The sequence below is a fragment of the Sphingomonas gellani genome, from assembly GCF_900110035.1.
GTDB lineage: Bacteria > Pseudomonadota > Alphaproteobacteria > Sphingomonadales > Sphingomonadaceae > Sphingomonas > Sphingomonas gellani.
Map to the genome: position 1 here is coordinate 123457 of NZ_FOCF01000005.1, position 21144 is coordinate 144600.

Annotated in this window: 19 protein-coding genes; 12 read left to right on the plus strand and 7 right to left on the minus strand. The window is 69.2% G+C overall.

What is annotated here, in order from left to right; all coding sequences use genetic code 11:
• Positions 1-16: 16 nt before the first annotated feature.
• Together BMX37_RS10945 and trpE are read left to right on the plus strand one after the other, a co-directional pair.
• Positions 17-1963 carry a peptidylprolyl isomerase gene (locus BMX37_RS10945; RefSeq protein WP_093665789.1) on the plus strand — a complete coding sequence of 649 codons (1947 nt, stop codon included), beginning with the start codon at positions 17-19 and terminating at the stop codon, positions 1961-1963.
• Positions 1964-1973: 10 nt separating this feature from the next.
• A complete protein-coding gene (trpE, locus tag BMX37_RS10950) occupies positions 1974-3491 on the plus strand; it encodes an anthranilate synthase component I (RefSeq protein WP_093665790.1) in 1518 nt (505 codons plus the stop codon).
• A gap of 18 nt (positions 3492-3509) precedes the next feature.
• Here trpE and BMX37_RS10955 read toward each other — a convergent pair whose 3' ends face one another.
• Positions 3510-3944, minus strand: a complete 435-nt coding sequence (locus tag BMX37_RS10955) for a hypothetical protein (protein ID WP_093665993.1) — start codon at positions 3942-3944, stop codon at positions 3510-3512.
• A 130-nt stretch (positions 3945-4074) separates the two neighbouring features.
• On the opposite strand from BMX37_RS10955, the gene BMX37_RS10960 reads away from it, so the two are divergent.
• From BMX37_RS10960 to lexA, 6 genes are all read left to right on the plus strand, one after another.
• Positions 4075-4710: an anthranilate synthase component II gene (locus BMX37_RS10960; protein WP_093665791.1), complete on the plus strand. Its 636-nt coding sequence runs from the start codon at positions 4075-4077 to the stop codon at positions 4708-4710.
• Complete coding sequence (gene trpD, locus BMX37_RS10965; protein WP_093665792.1) at positions 4707-5699, plus strand: anthranilate phosphoribosyltransferase; 993 nt, start codon at positions 4707-4709, stop codon at positions 5697-5699. Before BMX37_RS10960 ends, trpD begins: the two co-directional genes overlap by 4 nt.
• Positions 5700-6479, plus strand: a complete 780-nt coding sequence (gene trpC / locus BMX37_RS10970; protein ID WP_093665793.1) for an indole-3-glycerol phosphate synthase TrpC — start codon at positions 5700-5702, stop codon at positions 6477-6479.
• Positions 6476-6946, plus strand: a complete 471-nt coding sequence (moaC, locus tag BMX37_RS10975) for a cyclic pyranopterin monophosphate synthase MoaC (RefSeq protein ID WP_093665794.1) — start codon at positions 6476-6478, stop codon at positions 6944-6946. Before trpC ends, moaC begins: the two co-directional genes overlap by 4 nt.
• A 121-nt stretch (positions 6947-7067) precedes the next feature.
• Positions 7068-8276: a molybdopterin molybdotransferase MoeA gene (locus BMX37_RS10980; RefSeq protein ID WP_093665994.1), complete on the plus strand. Its 1209-nt coding sequence runs from the start codon at positions 7068-7070 to the stop codon at positions 8274-8276.
• 55 nt (positions 8277-8331) lie between these two features.
• Complete coding sequence (lexA, locus tag BMX37_RS10985; RefSeq protein ID WP_093665795.1) at positions 8332-9033, plus strand: transcriptional repressor LexA; 702 nt, start codon at positions 8332-8334, stop codon at positions 9031-9033.
• On the opposite strand, the gene BMX37_RS10990 is transcribed toward lexA, so the two are convergent.
• Positions 8924-11161, minus strand: coding sequence for a ComEC/Rec2 family competence protein (locus BMX37_RS10990; RefSeq protein WP_170841939.1), 2238 nt, complete (start codon positions 11159-11161; stop codon positions 8924-8926). The genes lexA and BMX37_RS10990 overlap by 110 nt on opposite strands.
• An 89-nt stretch (positions 11162-11250) precedes the next feature.
• On the opposite strand from BMX37_RS10990, the gene gltX reads away from it, so the two are divergent.
• The 3 genes from gltX to BMX37_RS11005 are packed head-to-tail and all read left to right on the plus strand — an operon-like array spanning position 11251 to position 14222.
• A complete protein-coding gene (gltX, locus tag BMX37_RS10995; RefSeq protein WP_170841940.1) occupies positions 11251-12714 on the plus strand; it encodes a glutamate--tRNA ligase in 1464 nt (487 codons plus the stop codon).
• 17 nt (positions 12715-12731) lie between these two features.
• The gene (locus BMX37_RS11000; protein WP_093665796.1) at positions 12732-14015 is read left to right on the plus strand and encodes a citrate synthase; all 1284 of its coding nucleotides are present in this window, start codon (positions 12732-12734) and stop codon (positions 14013-14015) included.
• Between the two features lie 6 nt (positions 14016-14021).
• Positions 14022-14222 carry a hypothetical protein gene (locus tag BMX37_RS11005; protein WP_093665797.1) on the plus strand — a complete coding sequence of 67 codons (201 nt, stop codon included), beginning with the start codon at positions 14022-14024 and terminating at the stop codon, positions 14220-14222.
• A 12-nt stretch (positions 14223-14234) separates the two neighbouring features.
• Here the strand turns inward: BMX37_RS11005 and BMX37_RS11010 are convergent, their stop codons facing one another.
• The 4 genes from BMX37_RS11010 to BMX37_RS11025 are packed head-to-tail and all read right to left on the minus strand — an operon-like array spanning position 14235 to position 18206.
• Positions 14235-15554, minus strand: a complete 1320-nt coding sequence (locus BMX37_RS11010; RefSeq protein WP_093665798.1) for a sensor histidine kinase — start codon at positions 15552-15554, stop codon at positions 14235-14237.
• Entirely contained in the window at positions 15551-16660 is a 1110-nt protein-coding gene (locus BMX37_RS11015) for a hypothetical protein (protein ID WP_093665799.1), read from the minus strand. Before BMX37_RS11015 ends, BMX37_RS11010 begins: the two co-directional genes overlap by 4 nt.
• Before the next feature lie 36 nt (positions 16661-16696).
• Positions 16697-17872 (minus strand): hypothetical protein, encoded by a 1176-nt coding sequence (locus tag BMX37_RS11020; RefSeq protein ID WP_093665800.1) that lies wholly within the window; start codon positions 17870-17872, stop codon positions 16697-16699.
• A gap of 40 nt (positions 17873-17912) precedes the next feature.
• Positions 17913-18206 carry an Hpt domain-containing protein gene (locus BMX37_RS11025; RefSeq protein WP_093665801.1) on the minus strand — a complete coding sequence of 98 codons (294 nt, stop codon included), beginning with the start codon at positions 18204-18206 and terminating at the stop codon, positions 17913-17915.
• Positions 18207-18309: 103 nt separating this feature from the next.
• On the opposite strand from BMX37_RS11025, the gene BMX37_RS11030 reads away from it, so the two are divergent.
• A complete protein-coding gene (locus BMX37_RS11030; protein ID WP_093665802.1) occupies positions 18310-20589 on the plus strand; it encodes a coiled-coil domain-containing protein in 2280 nt (759 codons plus the stop codon).
• A gap of 269 nt (positions 20590-20858) precedes the next feature.
• Here the strand turns inward: BMX37_RS11030 and BMX37_RS11035 are convergent, their stop codons facing one another.
• Positions 20859-21143, minus strand: a complete 285-nt coding sequence (locus BMX37_RS11035; RefSeq protein ID WP_093665803.1) for a DUF1467 family protein — start codon at positions 21141-21143, stop codon at positions 20859-20861.
• Position 21144: the final 1 nt, after the last annotated feature.

A 21144-nucleotide genomic window follows, 5' to 3' on the forward strand; every position in this document is an offset into this window, starting at 1 on the left:
AGCGCCACCCAACCCCATGCTCGGCTTCTTTCGGCGTATCATCAATTCGCGCCTGGGCGTGATCATCACCCTGGGTGTGCTGGCGGTCATCGCCATCGCCTTTGCGGCGGGCGACGTAACCGGACTGCGCACCACCGGCATGGGCGGTTTGTCGGGCAACTCCGTGGCAAAGGTCGGCGGGACCGGCATCGGCGTGGCCGAATTGCGCAGCCGCGTTCAGGCCGAGCTCGACTCGATCCGCCAGCAACAGCCGTCGGTGAACGTGGGTGAGTATATCGCGCAGGGCGGCCTGGACGCCAATCTCGATCAGCTGGTGACGGGCGTCGCGTTCGAGCAGTTTGCTGCCAAGCAGGGCATGGTGGTCAGCAAACGCAGCGTGGACGGGCAACTGGCCAGCATCCCCGGCCTGCAGGGTCCCAACGGCAAGTTCGATCCCGCCACCTATCAGCGCCTGCTCGCAGACCGGCACCTGACCGACGCGGGCGTACGCGCCGACATCGCGCGTCAGATGATCGCACAACAGCTGATCCTGCCCGTTCAGGGCGCGACCCAGGTGCCCGATCAGGTCGCGGTGCCGTACGCGTCGCTGCTGCTGGAACGTCGTGAGGGTCTGGTCGGTATGATCCCGGACGCGGCCGGCGGCACGGGTGCTGCCCCCACCGATGCGGAGGTCGCGACGTTCTACAAGCGCAACGCCAATCGCTACACCGTCGCGGAGCGCCGCCAGGTCCGCTACGCCGTGGTGACGCCCGACGCGGTCAAGGCGCGCGCGGCGCCGACGGACGCCGAGATCGCCACCGCCTACAGCGCGGACAAGACCCGCTTCGCCGCCACGCAGAAGCGCACGGTGGAACAGGTGATCGCGTTGGACCAGGCGACCGCCAACACCATTGCGAACAAGGTCAGGGGCGGCGCCTCACTCGCCGATGCGGCCCGTTCCGCTGGGCTGGAAGCGTCCACCCAGGCCGGCGTGACCAAGGCCGCCTATGCCGGCGCGACCGCCCCTGCGGTGGCGGACGCGGTTTTCGCCGCTGCGAAGGGTGCGCTGGTCGGACCGGTGCGTGCGCCGATCGGCTGGGCCGTCGCCCGCGTCACCGCCACGCAGGATGTCGCGGGCAAGACCCTGGATCAGGCGCGCGGCGAGCTTGTCGAGGAAGTGAGCAAGCGCAAGACCAACGACGCACTGGCGTCGATGCGCGATGCCATCGACGGCGCGCTGGGCCGCAACGCCACCTTCGATGAGGTTGTCGCGGACCAGAAGCTGTCGCCCCAGACGACGCCGGCGCTGGTCGCCAACGGCTCCGACCCGCTCAACCCCGGCTTCAAGCCGACTCCTGTGCTGGCGCCTGTGTTGCAGGCGGCGTTCCAGGCAGAGGAAGGCGACGATCCGCAGATCGTGCCGACCGGCCCCGACGGCAGCTTCGCCGTGGTCGCGCTTGGCCGCGTGATCCGGGCGGCACCGCGTCCGCTGGCTGAGATACGGTCGGCCGTGGCACGCGATTTTGCGACCGACCGCGCGCACCGTGCCGCGCACCAGATCGCGAACGGTCTGCTCGAAAAGGTCAAGAGCGGCATGCCACTGGCTCAGGCGCTCGCCGCCGCGCGGCTGCCGGCGCCGCGCCCCGCCGCCGCCACCCGCGCGCAGCTCGGCGCAAATCCGGGCGCGGTGCCGCCGGCGCTGGCTCTGATGTTCAGCATGGCGCAGGGCACGGCCAAGATGCTGGAAGTGCCGCAAGTCGGCTGGGCCATCGTCCGCCTGAATAGCGTGACGCCCGCCGATGCCACCAAGCAGCCGGCGGTGGTCGCCGCCGCCCGCGGCGATCTGGCGCGCAACGCCGGTCGGGAACTGGCCGAGCAGTTCGCGCGCGCGGTCCGCACGACCGTCGGCGTCAAGATCGACGCCGGAGCGGTAGCACGCTTGAAGGCCGACCTGACCGGCGCCAACGGTTCCGGCGCGAACTGAGGCCAAGCCCGTGACGGATCATCGCGCGGATGAGCGAGCGGCACAGGTCGCGGCGCTGGCCTCTGGTCGGTCGGCGCTGGTATGGCGCAAGCAGGTTGCCGACACGGAAACGCCGGTCGCTGCCGCGCTGAAGCTGATCGAGCCGGGTCGTGGCGACTTCCTGCTGGAGTCGGTGGAGGGCGGCTCCACCCGGGGTCGGCACAGCCTGATCGGGCTGGACCCCGATCTCGTGTTCCGCGCCCAGGGTAACCGCGCGGAGGTCAATCGCCACTGGCACACCGACCGCGATGCGTTCACCTCGCATCCGGCCCCGGCGCTGGACGCACTGCGCCACCTGGTCGCGGAATGTCGGGCGGATGTGCCGGCAGAGCTGCCGCCTGCGCTGGCCTGCCTGGTCGGCTATTTCGGTTATGAGACGATCGGCCTGGTGGAGACGCTGCCCCTCCCCAATGCCGATCCGCTTGGCCTGCCGAACATGATGTTCGTGCGGCCGACGGTGATCCTGGTCTTCGACCGTCTGGCCGACACCCTGTTCCTTGTCGCGCCCGCATGGGCCGACGCGACGCGCGATGCAGATGCGCTGGTGCGTGAGGCGGAGGACCGGATCGACGCGGTCGCAGCCCGGCTCGCTGCCGCCGCACTGCCACAGCCGGCGCGCGCTCAACTTCCCGATCCCTACTACACGCCAGCGCTCGACCCGGCCGAATATGGCCGCATGGTCGCGGCTGCGAAGGAGTACATCGCGGCCGGCGACATATTCCAGGTGGTTTTGGCACAGCGGTTCAGCGCGCCGTTCACCCTGCCGCCGTTCGAGCTGTATCGCTCCTTGCGGCGGATCAATCCCTCACCCTTCCTGTATCATCTGGACCTGCCGGGGTTCGCGCTGATCGGGTCATCGCCAGAAATCCTGGTGCGAGTCCGGGATGAGGAGATCACCATCCGTCCGATCGCGGGTACGCGCCCGCGCGGCCGTACCGCTGCCGAGGATGAGGCGAACCGCGCCTCCCTGCTCGCCGATCCCAAGGAGCGGGCCGAGCATCTGATGCTGCTGGACCTCGGCCGAAACGATGTCGGTCGCGCGGCACAGCCGGGCAGCGTGCGGGTCACCGACAGCTACACGGTCGAATTCTACAGCCACGTCATGCACATCGTGTCCAACGTCGTCGGGCGGCTCGCGCCGGATCGCGATGCGGTCGACGCGCTGTTCGCGGGCTTTCCGGCCGGGACCGTCTCGGGCGCGCCAAAGGTTCGCGCCTGCCAGATCATTGCGGAACTGGAGCCGGAGCGGCGCGGGGCATATGCGGGCGGCGTCGGATATTTCTCGCCGGACGGGTCGATGGACTCGTGCATCGTCCTCCGCACGGCGGTGGTGAAGGACGGGATGATCCATGCGCAAGCCGGCGCCGGGATCGTCGCCGATTCGGATCCGGCATCCGAACAGCGGGAGTGCGAGGCGAAGGCCGGCGCGATCCTGGCAGCTGCCAGGGATGCGGTGACGCGAGCGAACGAGGGCGGCTTCGGTCAGTAAGCCGCCCGTGCCTTGGGTTCAGGGCACTTGCGACGCCGCAGCGGCGTTCGCGCGCTTTTCCGCAGAATACGCCTTTGCCCGCTGCAAGGCGCAGCCCGACTGACCGCCGGTGCCGACCGGCGAGCAGGTGTCCGGCAGGCCACCTGCAACGCGGCCGACCTCGTCCATCGTCGCCGCGCGGTTGACCCAGCTCTGGTTCGCGGCCGACACCGGTCGATCGTCGCGCAGCGCCTTGGGGATGCGGTACGGCTCTTCCAGAGTCCGGCACACGACCACCTCGTCGGATGTCGAACGCGGGCATGGCTCGCCCCGCTTGATCGTCACGTCGCGGATGCGCTTGGGCGGCTGTCCGGATTCGGCCTGTTGATCGGGCATCTGCTGCGCGGCTGCGCCCCCCGTTGTGCCAAGAAGCGCGAGCGCGATGACGGCTGGCGCGAGAACGGGGCGAAACATCGATGCGGACTCCTTCATGGTCATTGATCAACGTGCGGAATCGACCATGGCTCCGCGATTAACGCACATCCCGTGTCGCGCAGGTCCCAGCCGTGATTGCAGCGCAGCGACAAAGCGCTATGTCGCCTCCATGAATGCCCGATCCGACCTTTCTGCTCCCGACAGCGGGTCCGCCAACATCCTGGTCGTCGACAATTACGACAGCTTCACCTGGAACCTGGTCCATTACCTTCAGGAACTGGGTGCGGCCGTGGAGGTGGTACGAAACGACGCCATCTCCGCCGGACAGGCGCTGTCGTCGGGCGCGGACGCGTTCCTGATTTCTCCCGGTCCGTGCACCCCCAACGAGGCCGGAGTGAGCCTGGACCTGGTGGCCGCCGCGGCGGAGGCAGGGCGGCCGCTGCTCGGCGTGTGCCTGGGCCATCAGGCGATCGGTCAGCATTTCGGTGGCCGTGTCGAGCGTGGCGGCCTGATGCACGGCAAGACATCGCCCGTGATCCATGATGCGACCGGGCTGTTCGATGGCCTGCCCAGCCCGTTCACCGCGACCCGCTATCATTCGCTGATCGTCAACGACGTGCCGGACGCGCTGAGCGTCAACGCACGCGCGCAGGACGGCAGCGTCATGGGGTTCCGCCATGTCTCGCTCCCCATTCACGGCGTGCAATTCCATCCCGAAAGCATCGCGACGGAACATGGCCATGCCATGTTGGCCAACTTCCTGCGCATCGCCGGCCTTCCGGTGAAGGAGCACAGGGCAGCGTGACGACGCTGGCTCTGCTGCCCGATCCCGCGACGCCCCTGTCGCGGGAAAGCGCACGCCTTGCCTTTTGCGACATCCTGGACGCGCGCGCGTCGGACGATGCGATCGCGACCTTCCTGATCGGGCTATCTGATCGGGGCGAGACGAGCATCGAGATCGCGGAGGCGGCCCGCGCCCTTCGCGAACGGCTGCTGCCGATCCAGGCGCCGGCGGGCACGGTGGACGTGTGCGGCACCGGCGGCGACGGTCACCACACGCTGAACGTGTCCACTGCCGTATCGCTGGTCGTCGCGGCGTGCGGCGTTCCCGTGGCCAAGCATGGCAATCGGGCCGCGAGTTCGAAGGCCGGCGCCGCCGACACGCTGGAGGCGCTCGGCCTCGACATGGATCGGGTCGGCGCCACGGCGGAGGAAAGCCTGAACGAGATCGGCATCGCCTTTCTTTTCGCGGCCAACCACCACCCCGCGATGAAGCGGATCACACCGATCCGCCGCCGCATCGGCCGGCGCACCATCTTCAACCTGATGGGTCCGCTCGCCAACCCCGCGGGCGTGACGCGACAGCTGATCGGCATCGCCCGGCCGGACTATGCCCCGGTCTACGCCGCGGCGTTGGAACAGCTCGGTACGGAGGCGGCGTTGGTCGTGTCCGGGGACGAGGGATTAGACGAATTGTCGGGGGCCGGTGACAGCGTCGCCGTGTCCGTCGGCAGCGTCCAGCTGCCATCGCGCGTCTCGCCGGGCGATGCCGGGCTGTCCCGCCATCCCATCCACGCCATTCGTGGCGGCGATCCCGCGCACAACGCCGCGGCGCTGCGGCGGCTGTTGGCGGGCGAAGCCGGCGCGTACCGCGACGCGGTGCTGCTCAATGCCGCCGCAGCACTGGCCGTCGCGGGCCGCGCGCCCGACCTGAAACATGGCGCCGCCCTTGCCACCGCGGCGCTGGACGATGGGCAGGCCGCCGCACTGCTCGACCGCTGGATCGCATTCTAGATGACCGACATTCTCGACCGTATCCTCCAGACCAAGCGCGCGGAGGTGGCCGTGCGCAAGGCGACCACGTCGCTTGCCGACCTGGACGCCCGCATCGCGCAACAATCGGCGCCGCGCGGGTTCAGGGCGGCACTCGACGCGCGTAGTGGCCCAGCCCTGATCGCGGAGATCAAGAAGGCCAGTCCCTCCAAAGGGCTGATCCGGCCGGACTTCGACCCTCCCGCTCATGCCCGTGCCTATCAGGCCGGGGGTGCGGCATGCCTGTCGGTGCTGACCGACGAGCAATGGTTTCAGGGCGCGGACGCCTATCTGGTCGCCGCGCGGGACGCCGTGTCGCTGCCGGTGCTGCGCAAGGATTTCACCGTCGATCCGTGGCAGGCGACCGAGGCGCGGGCTCTTGGTGCGGACGCCATCCTGCTGATCGCGGCGGCGCTGGACGACGACCAGATGGCGGAGATAGAGGCGGCTGCGCGCGAATGCGGGCTGGACGTGCTGGTGGAGGTGCATGACGAGCGGCAACTGGACCGTGCACTGCGGTTGCGCACGCGCCTGATCGGGGTCAACAACCGCGACCTGCGCGATTTCAGCGTCGACCTGAACCGCACGGCGCGCCTCGCCGGGCGTGCCCCGGCGGGGTGCACCTTTGTGGCGGAAAGCGGCCTGTCGACCCGCGCGGACATCGACTCGATGCTCGACAAGGGCGTGCATTGCTTCCTGATCGGGGAGGCCCTGATGCGCCACGACGATGTCGAGGCCGCGACGCGGGCGCTGGTCGGATGAGCGGGCTGACGCATCTGGACGACACCGGCGCCGCGCGCATGGTGGATGTGGGTGGCAAGGACGCGACCCGGCGAGAGGCGACCGCGACCGGCCGCATCTCCCTGTCCGCCGAAGCACTCGACCTGGTCGCCCATGCGTCCGCGAGGAAGGGCGACGTGCTCGCCGTCGCACGTGTCGCCGGGATCATGGCGGCGAAGCGGACCGCCGAATTGATACCGCTCTGCCACCCCCTGCCCCTGACCCGCGTGTCGGTGGACCTGCGCCCCGATGCGAGCGGCATCACCGTGGAGGCGGTGGCCGCGACGGAGGGCAAGACCGGGGTCGAGATGGAGGCGCTGACCGCCTGCACCACGGCGTTGTTGACGGTGTACGACATGGTCAAGGCGGTCGATCGGGCCATGGTGATCGATGGCGTGCGGCTGTTGGCCAAGAGCGGCGGCCGATCGGGCGACTGGCGCACAGACTGAGGCATCTTCGCCCATCGACCTAACCTCCGGTGGCATGGTCGTTTCCGGTAGCGCGGTCTAGGGGATCTATGTTCGCATACGGCGGTTGACCGCCCTGCGCTCCACCTGCACGGCCGGTAGCGTGAACCCGCCAACCCCCTCGCCGTCCGCCGCGCTGCTCCCCGTGGAGGAGGCCCAGGCGCGCCTGCTCGCCAGCGTCAACCCCCTCCCCGTTCAAAACGTGCCATTGGAACGGGCGATCGGACGCTGGACGGGCGAGAACCTGACCGCCCGTCGCACGCAGCCGGCGGCCACGCTGTCGGCGATGGACGGCTATGCGCTGCGGTTCGCCGACATGCCCGGTCCATGGCGCGTGATCGGGGAGAGCGCGGCGGGCGCTCCATTTACCGGGCGTGTCAGCGTCGGTGAGGCCACCCGCATCTTCACCGGTGCTGCCATGCCGGAGGGAACCGACACGGTGCTGGTTCAGGAAGAAGCCGCGCGTGACGGCGATCGCCTGATCCTTGCCGGCGAAGGGCCGCCCTATCACGGCCGCAACACGCGCGCGCGGGGCCTGGACTTTCACGAAGGCGATGTGCTGGTCCGCCGCGGCGAGCGGCTGACGCCAGCGAGGCTGGCGGTTCTTGCGACCGGCGGTCATGGCGACGCCCCGATCGCGCGCCCGGTCCGGGTGGCGCTGGTCGCGACAGGAGACGAGCTGGTCGCGCCGGGACAGCCCGCATCCGGTGTCGCGCTGCCCGAGTCGAACCGGTTGATGCTGCGCGCGATGCTGGCCGATCTGCCGGTCGAGACCGTGGACCTGGGCATCCTGCCCGACCGGCTGGACGTGCTGCGCGACGCGTTCGGGGCTGTCGACGCGGACCTGCTCGTCACGACCGGCGGCGCGTCGGTCGGCGACCATGATCTGATCCGCCCCGCGCTCGAGGCAGCGGGCGGCGTCATCGATTTCTGGCGTATCGCTCTCCGGCCGGGCAAACCTATGATGGCGGGCAGGATGCGGGGCACCGCCGTGCTGGGACTGCCGGGCAACCCTGTGTCCGCCTTCGTCACCGCCTTGTTGTTCGTCAGGCCGCTGGTGATGCGGCTGGCGGGCGCCGCCGACCCTTTGCCGAGCCCCGTCGCCGCGCGACTTGGCGAGGCGCTCGCGGCAAACGGGCCGCGCACCGACTATGTTCGCGCAGAGGTGCGCGATGGCATGGTGTTCGCGTCGTCCATTCAGGACAGTTCGATGCTGCTCACCCTGGCCCGGTCCAGCTGCCTGATCGTCCGTGCGCCCCATGCTCCGGCGGCAGCAGCAGGCGACTCGGCGGAAATCCTGATGATCGCTTGACGCCGATCATCGCGTTCCATATAGGTTCCGCGTCTGTTCCCGTTGGAGAACCGCGATGCTCACCCGCAAGCAGCATGAGCTTGTCTGCTTCATCAACGATCGGCTGGCTGAAACCGGCGTCTCCCCCTCGTTCGAGGAGATGAAGGAGGCGCTGGACCTCAAGTCGAAGTCTGGGGTCCACCGGTTGATCAGTGCGTTGGAGGAGCGTCAGTTCATCCGCCGCCTGCCCAATCGCGCGCGCGCGCTGGAGGTGCTGCGCATGCCGGAGCGGCCCGCGGCCGAGAAGGCTGGCGGCGATGCCCTGTCGGCAGCGGTCACTGCATCGGGGAAGCGGGAGGGCGACAACGTCCGGTCGGTCCCGCCGGTCGCTAACGACGTTATAGAAATTCCGCTGCACGGCCGGATTGCCGCAGGTGTTCCGATCGAAGCGTTCGAGGACAGCGCGATGCTCGCCGTTCCGGCCGCGCTGCTCGGCAACGGCGAACACTATGCGCTGGAGGTTGCGGGCGACTCGATGGTGGAGGCTGGCATTCTGGATGGCGACTATGCGCTGGTCCGTCGTACCGATGTCGCGCGGGATGGCGAGATCGTCGTGGCGCTGATCGACGAGGCCGAGGCGACGTTGAAGTTCTTCCGCAAGGAGGGCGCTATGATCCGTCTCGATCCGGCCAACCGGGCCTATGATCCGCAACGCTACGCCCCGCGTCAGGTTCGGATCCAGGGTAAGCTGTCGGGTATCCTGCGCCGCTACGATTGAACGGAAACCGCGATCGGGTCATGGCCGGTCGCGGCAGCAATGGCGGTGCGATCCACGGGTGCTGGTCATCGGAGTTGCGAACCGTAACGATCCGCCCCGTCTTCAGTGTCAGCGCGACGCCCCCGCTGCGGGTGAGCGTCGCCTTGTCGAGCTTCAGCCAGCGCGGCTTGCATCCCCTCGGCAGGCGCCGGTCGCTGACCACGATGTCGGCTGAGGCACAGGCGGCAACGAGGGCCGACCATTCGACCGAATAGGCACTGCGGGTCGCGAGCAGGCGCCAGCGTTGGCCGTCCCTCACCAGATCGGTCATGCACAGATCGGCGCTGCACCGGGCATCCCGCTGTTCCGACAACAGCAATGGCTCACCGTCCAGGCCGCCATTGGTCGCCAGCATGCCACGGGTATAATCCCCCGCCCTGTCGCGCAGCAGCGCCAACGCGCCGGACGTAGTGCGAACGGCAAGGTGGCGTCCGTCCCCCGTCACCAACAGGTCGGGGGCCGGCGTTGCCAGCGCCCACGCCGCACCGATGACCAGAGCGACCAACCCGGCATAACGCACCCGCGTCCGCCAAAGGAACAGCCACAAACCGCCCGCCACCATCAGCGCGAACGTATCCGTCCGCATCGCGGGCAAGGCGGTGACCGAGCCGGGCATGTCGGACACGCCGTGCGCCAGCGCCAGCAACGCCGTCAGCGCCTGCGCCGTCAGCCACCAGACCGGACCGCCTATACCGATCGCATCGAGCAGAAGCGCCAGCGCCTCCAGCGGCATGATGACAAAGGTGGTCAGCGGAATGGCGACGATGTTGGCCATCGCGCCGTACAGCCCCGCCTGGTGGAAGTGGAACACCGCGATGGGCATCAGCGCCAATTCCACCGCCAGCCCGGTCAACAGCAACGATCCCAGCGCGCGTACCTGTCGCGGCACCCACCCTTCCTCATGCGGACCGAAAAAGGCGGCGATACGGGGATGCCCATGCAACGACATGATCGCCGTCACCGCCCCGAACGACAGCTGGAAGCTGGGTCCGGCCAGCGCCTCCGGCCAGATCGCGATCAGCACGAACGCGGCCGCCGCCACCAGCCGCAGCGTCATCGCCTCTCGCCCCAACGCAAGCGCAGCGAGCACCAGGAGCGCCGCGATGCACGACCGGATCGTCGGCACCTGGCTTCCCGTCAACAGCGTATACCCGATCGCCGCCGCCGCCCCGGCCAGCGCCGCCACCAGCGGCAACCGCACGCGCATCGCCAGCCAGGGACTGAGCGCGAGCAGGCGCAGCACCACGAACATGGCTGCGCCTACGGTCGCGGTGATGTGCAGCCCGCTGACCGACAGCAGGTGCGCCAGCCCTGCCCGCCGCATGGCCTGATCGTCCGCCTCCTCGATATTGCCTTCATCTCCGGTGACGAGCGCGGCGGCGATCCCGCCCCTGCTTCCCGGCAGCCGATGCGTGATGTGGCGCGTGAGCCGCCGGCGCAGGTCACCCCCCGGTTCGGACGCCGGCTGAATCAGCGTGACCTTTCGCAAGCCACGTCCCGTGCCCCCGATCCCCGCAAACCACGCCACCCGCGCGAAGTCATAGGCGCCGGGGATGGCCGCTGCTGGTGGCGGCATCAATCGCGCCCGCATGGCCACCGTCGCACCGGCCGCCAGGCCACTCGTCGGAGCGTCACCGACGGCCACATTGACCCGGATGCGCGGCGGCAGCGGCAATGCCTGCCCGCGTCCGTCCTTGGCCCCATCGCCGGGCCGCAGCGTCAGCCGCAGCAGGTCGCGCGCGCCGAGCACCTCGACCCGCTCTACCCTGGCGGTAAAGCTGGCCACCGCCGTACCAGCCAGAATGGGTGCCGCGACCCGCTCCGCCCGCCACCAGGCCAATCCGAGACCGAGCGCCGCCAAGGACACCGCGATGACGATGGAGCGGGCCAGCCGGCCGCTACGCGCCACCGCGGTTCCCGCTAGCCCCGCCGCCGCCAAGCCGAGCAGCGCCGCAGTCCACGCATGATCGTCGGGCAGGATGAACCACAGCGCGACGCCCGCGCCCAGCATGACCGGCAACCAAAGCGGAAGCTGCTCGCGCTCCGCCTCAAGCCATCGCTCCACTGCGCCCGACGCGGCGGCGGCCATTGCGGCCGCGCCGATTTGTCGGACCGGAGGGTGCATGCTAGGAGCCGCCGCGACACTGGCCATCCATCTCAGCTTGGGAGCATGCGCGCTTGAGCGCAACAACCGATCCTGCGGCACCTGCTGCCGCATCCGTCATCCCCGTATCTTCGGCAAACGTCGTGACCCGCTTCGCGCCGTCGCCGACCGGGTTCCTGCATCTGGGCGGCGCACGCACCGCGCTGTTCAACATGCTGTATGCGCGCCATCATGGCGGCCGATTCCTGCTGCGTATCGAGGACACTGACCGCGCCCGCTCGACGCAACCGGCGATCGACGCGATCCTGTCCGGCATGCAGTGGCTGGGCCTGCAATGGGACGGCGACGCGACCTATCAGTTCGCGCGCGCCGACCGGCATGCGGAGGTTGCGCACGCGATGGTCGCGGCCGGCCACGCCTATCGCTGCTACATGACCGCGGAAGAGCTGGCCGCGATGCGCGCCGAGGCGGAAGCCGCCAAAAAGCCGTTGCGCATCCGCAGCCCTTGGCGGGACCGCTCGGCCAGCGAAGCGCCGGAGGGACAGCCCTTCGTGGTGCGGCTGAAGGCTCCGTGTGAGGGCGCTACGACGATCGACGATCAGGTGCAGGGTCCGGTCACCGTGCAGAACAGCGAGCTGGACGATCTGGTCCTGCTCCGTTCCGACGGCACGCCGACATATATGCTGGCCGTCGTGGTCGACGATCATGACATGGGCGTCACGCATGTCATCCGCGGCGACGACCATCTGAACAACGCGTTCCGCCAGCTGCCGATCTATCGCGCCATGGATGCGGTCGAGGGCGGTTGGCCGCAGCCCGTCTACGCCCACATCCCGCTGATCCACGGATCCGATGGCGCCAAGCTGTCGAAGCGGCATGGCGCGGTGGGGATCGAGGCGTACCGCGACGAATTGGGCATCCTGCCGGAGGCGATGGTCAACTATCTCCTGCGCCTTGGCTGGGGGCATGGCGACGCGGAGATCATCCGCCTGGACGATGCGATCCGCTGGTTCGACCTGGCCGGGGTTGGAAAAAGCCCTTCGCGCTTCGACCTGAAGAAGCTGGAGAACCTGAACGGCCACTATATCCGCGAGGCGGATGACGAGCGGCTCGCCACGCTGGCGGCGGCGATCGGCGGCCGGAGCGTCGACGCGGTCCCGCTGATCGCGCGCGCGATGCCGTTCCTGAAGCCGCGCGCCGCCAATCTGAACGAGCTGTCGGCCGGCGCGGAGTTCCTGTTCGCGTTTCGCCCCGTGACGCTGGACGAGGCGGCCGCCGCGCTGCTCACCGATGACGCGCGGCAACTGCTGGCCGCCGCCCACGCGGCGCTTGACGCAGTGCACAACTGGGATACGGAGACGCTCGACGCCGCGGTTCGGCGGGTCGCCGAAGACGCCGGCGTGAAGCTCGGCCAGCTCGCACAGCCGCTTAGAGCGGCGCTGACCGGACGCAAGACATCGCCCGGCATCTTCGACGTCCTGACGCTGCTCGGCCGGGACGAAAGCCTGGGCCGGATCGCCGACCGCATGGCGCAGTGATTAGGAAGGAAATGGTTATGAGCGACACGGCCAAGTTTTCGATTCACGGCAAGGATGTCGAATACCCCGTCCTGTCCGGCACCGTCGGCCCCGACGTGGTCGATATCCGCAAGCTGTACGGGCAGACGGACGCGTTCACCTACGATCCCGGCTTTACCTCGACGGCCAGCTGCCAGTCGAAGCTGACCTATATCGACGGCGACCAGGGTGTCCTGCTCCACCGCGGCTATCCGATCGGCGAACTGGCCGAACAGTCGAGCTTCATGGAGGTCGCGTACCTCCTGCTGAACGGCGAGCTGCCCAGCCAGGGCGAACTGGACGGGTTCAGCCGTACCATCACGCGCCACACCATGGTGCACGAACAGCTCGCGACCTTCTTCCGGGGTTTCCGACGCGACGCGCATCCGATGGCGATCATGTGCGGCGTGGTCGGCGCCCTGTCCGCCTTCTACCATGATTCGACCGACATCCGCGATCCTCAGCAGCGGACGATCGCGTCGCATCGCCTGATCGCGAAGATGCCGACTCTGGCGGCGATGGCGTACAAGTACAGCGTCGGTCAGCCGTTCCTGTATCCGGACAACTCGCTCAGCTACACCGGCAACTTCCTGCGCATGACCTTTGGCGTGCCGGCGGAGCCGTATGAGGTCAATCCGGCCGTCGAGCGGGCCATGGACCGCATCTTCATCCTCCACGCCGACCATGAGCAGAACGCGTCGACCTCCACCGTGCGTCTGGCGGGTTCTTCGGGCGCGAACCCGTTCGCATGCATCGCGGCGGGCATCGCCTGCCTGTGGGGGCCCGCGCATGGCGGTGCCAACGAGGCGGCGCTCAACATGCTGCGCGAGATCGGCACGCCGGACCGCATTCCGGAATTCATCGCGCGCGCCAAGGACAAGAACGACCCGTTCCGCCTGATGGGCTTCGGCCACCGCGTGTACAAGAACTACGACCCGCGTGCGACCGTGATGCAGAAGACGGTGCGTGAGGTGTTCGACGCGCTGAAGGTCAACGATCCGCTGTTCGAGACGGCGCTCCGCCTCGAAGAGATCGCGCTGAACGACGAGTATTTCGTCGAGAAGAAGCTGTTCCCGAACGTCGACTTCTATTCGGGCGTGATCCTGTCGGCGATCGGTTTCCCGACCTCCATGTTCACCGTGCTGTTCGCGCTGGCCCGCACGGTCGGCTGGGTGGCGCAGTGGAACGAGATGATCACCGATCCGGATCAGAAGATCGGCCGTCCGCGCCAGCTGTACACCGGCCCGACCCAGCGCACCTTCGTTCCCGTCGGGGAGCGCTGATCCGCCATGCTGCGGCCGATCCTGCTGCTCCTCGGCGCCGCAATGACGCTGATGGGGATGCTGTGGATCGGCCAGGGTCTCGGCTACATCCACTGGCCCGCGTCCAGCTTCATGCTGGACCGGGCCGTCTGGGCCAATCGGGGCACGGTACTCGCGGTGGTCGGATTGGTGCTGATCCTGATCGCACGTCGCCTGCCGCGCCGCTGATCGTCTAGCCGCTCACTCGCGCGGCAGGGCCAGCGTAAATCGCGCGCCCCGGTCCGGCTCGCTTTCCACCGTCAGGTCGCCGCCCATGGCGCGGGCCAGGGTCCGGGCGATATACAGCCCCAGGCCGCTGCCCCCCGCCTCGGCCGGGTCCAGCCGCGTGAACTTGTCGAAGATGCGACTGGCATCCTCCGCCGCAATGCCGGGGCCGGTGTCCACGATCGACACGGTCTGCATCGGCCCGTCGCTAGCCAGTGCGATGCTCACGTGCGACCCATGCGGCGCATAGCGCACGGCATTGCCGATCAGGTTGACCAGGATCTGCAGCACACGCCGGAACGCCCCTCGCGCCGGCAGTGTGGCCTCGACCGATGGGCGATCGACGATCACGCCCGCATCGTCGGCACGCACTGACAGCAACCCCGCCGCACGCCTCGCGAGGTCGGCCAGGTCGAGTGGCTCGCTCTCCAGTGTGAAGTCCGGCCGCTCGATGGCCTGAAGGTCCACCAGATCGTCGATCAGCGACAACAGGTGCCGCCCCGCGCCCGCGATGTCGGCCGCGTAATCGGCATAGTCGCGTGCGATCGGCCCCTCCGCCTCCGCGTTGATGCTGTCGGCATTGGCGACGATCCGGGTCAGCGGCCGGCGCAGCGCGCGATCCAGCCCCTGCGTAAACGCTTCGGGCAGCGCCGGATCGGCGCTTGCGGGGCGATCGTCCACCTCGCCGATCGTGCCGCTGAAGCCACAGAACGCGCCTGACGCATCGTGGCGCGTGCGGGCGTTGAGTACCGCCGCACGTCCCGAAAAGCCGCGCAACCGCACGCGCTGCCCGTGCAACGGCTCCCGCCGGGAAAGGGCGTCGACCAGCGGCAACTGGCCCTCGGCATCCGGCTCCAGCGTGAACAGCACCGTCAGCGGCTTGCCCAGCACTTCTTCCAGCCGCACGCCCTCACGGGCCGCAAGCTCTGCCGACAGGTGCGTCAGACGCAGCGCGCCATCCGCTTCCCACCGCCAGGCATCCACATCGGGCATCGTCGTGCCGGACGGGCCGGGCCATGGCTGCTGCGCGCGCCATCCACTGACGGCCAGACGGACCTGCCCGGCCTCGGGCTGCGCACGGACCCACAATTCCAGATCGCTCTCGCCCTCCGCCACGCGCACGGACCGGGACACGATGACGCCAAGCCTTCGCGCCAGTCGGGCGACTCCCGCCAGGGGCGCCAGTGCAAAGGGTTGGCCTAGCACACCCCCAGCGCGCTCGTTCAGCGTCAGCAACGCTTCATCGGCCGCGACGAGGCGCCCGACCTCGTCGACGGTGGCATGGGACACGGTCACGCGCCGCGCTCCATCGCTTCGACCGCTATGCGGAAATCCTCCGGCAGGCGCATCGGCGCCAGCGCCGCACGCGCGTCCTCCACATCGATCAGATGCAGGGCATCGAGAAGGTCGGGTAGGTCGCCGGCATGGCGGCGCGGGTCCGCCTGCGCCAACGCCAAACCGATTCGCGCGATCAGCAACGGATCCAGCGCCACCGATCGCAGCAACAACCACCAGCGCTCATCATCCGCCTCGACCAGCAGGCCACGCACCTGTTCGAAGGAAAGCCTGGCCGCCTGGGCCAACACTGCCACGATCAGCGACAGGCGCCGGTCGTTCAGCGCCTCCTCGATCAAAGGGGCGAGTTCGTGCGGCCGCGCATCGATCGCCAGCGCCAGCCGCATCGCCACCGCCTCTGCCCGTTCGCCCTCGTCATAGCTGGCCAGCGCCTGCAACGCGGCGTCGGCCAGCGCCCGGTCGAGAGCGGGCGATCCATCCCCGCGCAGCGATGCGGCGACCCGCCACACCAGCCGGTGATGAAGTTCCGCCGGCAATTCGGTGGCGGTCGGCCCGTGAAAGGCCAATGCCTCGCGCCGGCGGCTTTCAGCCGCAAGCAACGCACGGGCAGCGGCGCCAACCGTCGGTTGCGCCACATCGGCGAGCCGAACCAGCAGGCTCGGCTCGTCCTCCGCGGCCGCCTTGTCGGGCAGGCGCGACGCGATCAGGTCATGGCGCAGGCGCGCAATCAGCTCGGCGGCAATCGGCGCGTCCGCGACACTCCGTGCCGACACTCCGTGCGCAGCCGTGGTGTCGCTTCCGGCCTGCGCACCGTCGCGCAGACGTACTGCATGAGCGGCATCGCCACGCGCCACCAGCAACCGTGCCGCGCCTTCTCGCAACTGCGCATCCACCACCGCCACTAACGCGCGCAGGTGATGCTCGCACAGGGCGCGAAGCTGGTCGTCCAGCCGGGCCGACTCGTCCTGCCCCAGATCGGCCAGGTGCAGTCGCATCCGGTCAGCCGCGCGCTGCCGTGCACCGGCGGCGCGCCGCAACAGTCGCTCGGCACGACCCACGCCATGGGTCGCGTCGGAGGCTGTACCGGATTGCGGGTCCGCGATCATGCCGGTGGAGCTAGACCGCGTGTCGTTAAATTGGCGCTAACCGCGCGTGCGCAGATCCTCGATCGCCGCACCCAGCGTCGCCGCGGCGTACACGCCAGCTACCGCCGTACCGAAAAGCGGAGCACCCGCCAGCGCCGCCACCACCACCGGCAGCAGATAGGCGATCGGGCTGCCCCACCACAGCGCCCGCGTGGCGATCGCGCGCTCCGCCAGGGCGGCGACCACGACCGTCGCGATCCCACCGACCAGCGGCCCGTCATCGACGCCGTCCAGCCCCAATGTCCAGCCCAGGACGAGCAAGGCGACCAGCGGGATCACACGCCCTTCGGCCCTGAGCCAGGGTTCGACCCGGTCCTCACCGCGCAAGGCCGCCAGCGTTTCTCCCAGAATTGCAACCAGACTGCCGACCAACGCCATGCCTGCGCCGGCCGCCGGCAAATTCCAGATCAACGCCGCACACCCGGCGATGCCCAGCAAAGCAGCAAGCGCCGCCATCACCACGCCCGACAATCCGCGCGCCACCAGTACCGGCAGCAACGATCGCGCCACCGGCGCGACGATCCAGCGGTCGAACCAGTTGGTGCGCCCAGCAAACAGCGAGGCCACGACACGCCGCCCACGCTGCGCCAGCGTCCTCTCATCAAACGCGAAGCCATGGCCCTGACGGTCCAGATCGGCGGGCGAACTCAGATGCGTCGCGCCCGCCTGTTCGGCCGCGCGGACAAGCGCCGATTGCATGTCGTAATCCCGCGGCAGGGCCGCGACCTCCGCCACCCGCTGAGGCTGGACACGCGCGACGCCGGCCCAGGCGAGCCGTCCGCCGACGCGTTCATAATCGGCATCGGCCTTGTCACCGGGAACCACCAGCAGGGCGTCGCCACCCTCCCGCGCCAGTGCGCCGACCGCCATGTCGGTCGCGACCAGCCCGTCGGCCAGCACCAGCACACAGGCGAGCGGGTGCAGTTTCTCCGCCGCCTCGTCCGCCGATCGGACCGCATCGACCGATACCCCGCGCCGTCCGATGCGGGACATCGCGCCAAGCAGGTCGGGCGTCAGGCGGTCCGCGACCACGATCAACTGCGCCGCGCCCGCGCCGATCAGCTGGCGCGCCTGATACTCGATCAGGGTGGAGCCGGCGAAGGGCAAGGTCGCGATCAGGCGGTCCGGTCGATCCTCGGCATCGTGGTTCGCGAAAAGAAGGCCGGCAAGCATGCACGGGCTGTTATCCGCCCACGCCGGGGATGCAAGCCGCTTAGAAGCGGGCGATGGCGCGTTTGAGGCGGGTCAGCGTGGCGGGGTCGGCCGGGTTCGCCTTTGCCGCATCCGCCGCCAGCGCCATCAGGCGGACCGCGCCGAAGCTGGCGGCCAACCCACGCAGGCGCGCCGTTCCGTCCCGCCAGGCCGTTGCATCCGATGCAGTTTCCAGGCCGGCGACGACGCGGGTGGCGCTATCCACAAAGGCCAGCCGCAGTTCCGCGACCAGTCCCGGTTCGTCTCCCACCGCGGCGGCTAGCGCCGCGTCGATCGCTCCAGGGTCGTAGGCCATGCTCGGCTTGTAGAAAGCACGGCTTAACAACTCGTTGCGCTATTCGCTTTGCGGGGTGCGAAGACATGGTAAACGCCGATGCATGAACGGGGGCGCCGCAGAAATGAGCGCGTGGGCGAATGCCCGCGATGGAGACGCTAACACGCAGGAGGGCCTCGGGCAGTCCCGGCCCGACCCGGCGGACGGCTTTGCGTCCGAATCGACGGGTTTCGCACATGAGGGGCCGGTGAACGGCGCACACTGGGTCGCGCCGGCCGCTGCGGCGGCTCTGGCCGTGCTGTGGATCGGGATTGCGCTGTGGCTCGTGCGCGCCGAGTGGGCGGGGCTTACCCGCGTCGCGGCCGTCGAGTTCATTGCCGCTCTCGCCGTCGTCCCGGCCCTGATCGGCATCGCGTGGTTGCTGGCTCAGCGCACCAGCCGGGTCGAGCAACGGCGCTTCGCCCGCACGGCGGCCGCGATGCGGGCCCAGGCCGGCGCACTGGAACGATCCGCCGCCGCAGCCCGCCAGATCCTGTCCGAGAATCGCGCGGCACTGGCCGAACAGATCGAGTTGATGACGTCGGCCAGCAATGTCGCCGCCGGGCGCTTTGCCGATCTGGGCCGCAGGCTGGCGGAGGACATCGCGGAGATCGATGGTCACGCCCACATCCTTGCTGAGTCGACATCGGGTACGCAGTCGAGCCTGTCGGTCCTGCTTGCATCCCTGCCCCGCGCCAAGGCGGAGACGGAGGACGCGACGCGCCTGCTGGAGCGGGCCGGGCTGCTCGCCAGCGAGCATGCGGCGGCGCTTCACGCGCAGCTTGTCGCACTGGCCGATCGTGGGCGGGAGGCCGACGCCGTCGCGGGTGGCGCGGCACAGAAGCTGGCCGCGCACATCACCCGGATGGAGGCGACCAGCGAAACTGCCGGCGCCCGCCTGGAAAGCGTGACGGGTGAGATGTCGACCGCCGTGGACGCCCTGCTCGACCGCACCGCCGACGCGGTGGACGAGGCGCGCAAGGGGATCGCGGCACAGGGCGATGCCATGCTCGCGATGATCGGCGCCAGCCAGGCCGCGCTGGGCAGCGCCGCCCGCGACAGTGCCGATACGCTGGCGACCCGCATCGCCTCGGTCGAACAGACGATCGACCGTGTCACGACCCTGCTGGAGCGGCAGCGTGTCGCCGGCGACAGCATCGTCGGCGAACTGGACAACGGTCTGGCCCGTGTCGAAGGGCGCCTGGACACGCTGCACCGTCAGGGTGTCGAGCGCTCGCAGATGCTGGCCGCCTCGATCAGCGCGCTGGGCGGATCGGCGGACGCGATGACCGAGGCGCTGCGCGCCGGCGAGACGATGGCGACACGAACGATCGGCACGACCGAATCGCTCCTCATCGCGCTGGACGCCGCCGCGCGGGAAATCGATGAAACGCTGCCCGACGCGTTGTCGCGGCTGGACGCACGGGTCACCGCCAGCCGGTCGGTGGTCGGCCAGGCCAAGCCCGAGCTGCTGGCGCTGGTGACGGCGGCGGAGAGCACCCACGACGCGATCGAGGCGATCGCGGACGTCATGGCCGAACAGCGCCGCACGGCGGACACGCTGTCGGGCACGCTGCTCGACACGCTCAACGCTGGTCGCGGCAAGGCGGACCAGCTCGGCCACATGGTCGACGAGACGATCGGCCGCGCCAATCGCTTTGCGGAAGAGGCCGCGCCTCGCCTGGTGGAGGCGCTGTTGCGGGTACGCGACACCGCCACCGTGGCCGCGGAACGCGCACGGGAGACGCTGGCGACCGTCATTCCAGAGGCGGCTCAGGCACTCGGCACAGCCAGCGGCGACGCGATGCGACGCGCGACCAGCGAAACGGTGGAGGCGCAGATCTCCGCGCTTTCCCGCGCGACCGACACCGCCGTCGCTGCATCGGAGCGGGCGGCGGAGCGGCTGGCCGGCCACATCAACACGATCGCGGACCAGACCGCGCTGGTCGAAAGCCGGCTGGAGGTGGCCCGGGCCGAGCGCGAGGAAGCGGACAGCAACACCTTTGCCCGCCGTGTCTCGCTGCTGATCGAGGCGCTGAACTCCGCGTCGATCGACATCACCAAATCCTATGCACCCGATATCTCCGACAGCGCCTGGGCGGCGTATCTGAAGGGGGACAGGGGCGTGTTCACGCGCCGCGCGGTAAAGGTCATCGACGCTGCGGTCGCGCGCGACGTGGCGCGGCTGTACGACGACAATGTGATGTTCCGCGAACAGGTGAACCGTTACATCCACGATTTCGAGGCGATGCTGCGGACGGTCTTGGCGCAGCCGGAGGGGTCGCCGATCGGCGTCACCCTGCTTTCGTCCGATATGGGCAAGCTGTACGTGGCGCTGGCACAGGCGATCGAACGCCTGCGTTGACAGTCGTCGGGCGGGGCCGAAGGTTGAAGCGGATGCGCAGGCTCTGCCGCTCCTAGCGCCAGCGTCAGGGCCATGGAAGGAACTAACCTAGTACCGCGTGGGTGGCCGCCTGCACCCCGCTGGGCACGTCGATCGCCACCCAAAGCCGGGTACCCTCGACCAACCGCGGCAACGACGCCAAGACCGCATCGTCCAGCGTCCGGTTAACGCGGTGCCGAACAAGGCAAAGACATGTGGTCCGCGCCGGCCGGGCGGTCAGCGACCGGCGCTCAGCGCGTCGTGTTCGCGTCGATCCTGCCGAAGATATCGAAGCTGTCGACCGCGATCCAGCCCATCCGGTAATTCAGCTGGAACAGCGCGAACAGGATGGTCGCGACGATGGTGACGCGGACGGCGATCCGCCCGACGTCGAACTGATGGGGCGCGCTTTCGGCCTGGCCCGGCACGACCTCCCCGCCCGCCTCATGCGTCGTCCGTACCCCCCATGGCAGCACCAGGAACACGGAAAACGCCCAGAAGAGGATGTAGATGGCGACCATCGACGTCCAGAGCATG

What these genes read in the sequence shown, in the direction of transcription:
- BMX37_RS10990 (WP_170841939.1), bottom strand. Translation starts at nt 11,161, where the DNA reads ATGGCCGCCGCCGCGTCGGGCGCAGTGGAGCGATGGCTTGAGGCGGAG.
- BMX37_RS10945 (WP_093665789.1), top strand. Translation starts at nt 17, where the DNA reads ATGCTCGGCTTCTTTCGGCGTATCATCAATTCGCGCCTGGGCGTGATC.
- BMX37_RS11030 (WP_093665802.1), top strand. Translation starts at nt 18,310, where the DNA reads ATGAGCGCGTGGGCGAATGCCCGCGATGGAGACGCTAACACGCAGGAG.
- lexA (WP_093665795.1), top strand. Translation starts at nt 8,332, where the DNA reads ATGCTCACCCGCAAGCAGCATGAGCTTGTCTGCTTCATCAACGATCGG.
- BMX37_RS11015 (WP_093665799.1), bottom strand. Translation starts at nt 16,660, where the DNA reads ATGATCGCGGACCCGCAATCCGGTACAGCCTCCGACGCGACCCATGGC.
- BMX37_RS11025 (WP_093665801.1), bottom strand. Translation starts at nt 18,206, where the DNA reads ATGGCCTACGACCCTGGAGCGATCGACGCGGCGCTAGCCGCCGCGGTG.
- BMX37_RS11020 (WP_093665800.1), bottom strand. Translation starts at nt 17,872, where the DNA reads ATGCTTGCCGGCCTTCTTTTCGCGAACCACGATGCCGAGGATCGACCG.
- trpC (WP_093665793.1), top strand. Translation starts at nt 5,700, where the DNA reads ATGACCGACATTCTCGACCGTATCCTCCAGACCAAGCGCGCGGAGGTG.
- BMX37_RS11005 (WP_093665797.1), top strand. Translation starts at nt 14,022, where the DNA reads ATGCTGCGGCCGATCCTGCTGCTCCTCGGCGCCGCAATGACGCTGATG.
- moaC (WP_093665794.1), top strand. Translation starts at nt 6,476, where the DNA reads ATGAGCGGGCTGACGCATCTGGACGACACCGGCGCCGCGCGCATGGTG.
- BMX37_RS11000 (WP_093665796.1), top strand. Translation starts at nt 12,732, where the DNA reads ATGAGCGACACGGCCAAGTTTTCGATTCACGGCAAGGATGTCGAATAC.
- BMX37_RS11035 (WP_093665803.1), bottom strand. Translation starts at nt 21,143, where the DNA reads ATGCTCTGGACGTCGATGGTCGCCATCTACATCCTCTTCTGGGCGTTT.
- BMX37_RS10960 (WP_093665791.1), top strand. Translation starts at nt 4,075, where the DNA reads ATGAATGCCCGATCCGACCTTTCTGCTCCCGACAGCGGGTCCGCCAAC.
- BMX37_RS10955 (WP_093665993.1), bottom strand. Translation starts at nt 3,944, where the DNA reads ATGTTTCGCCCCGTTCTCGCGCCAGCCGTCATCGCGCTCGCGCTTCTT.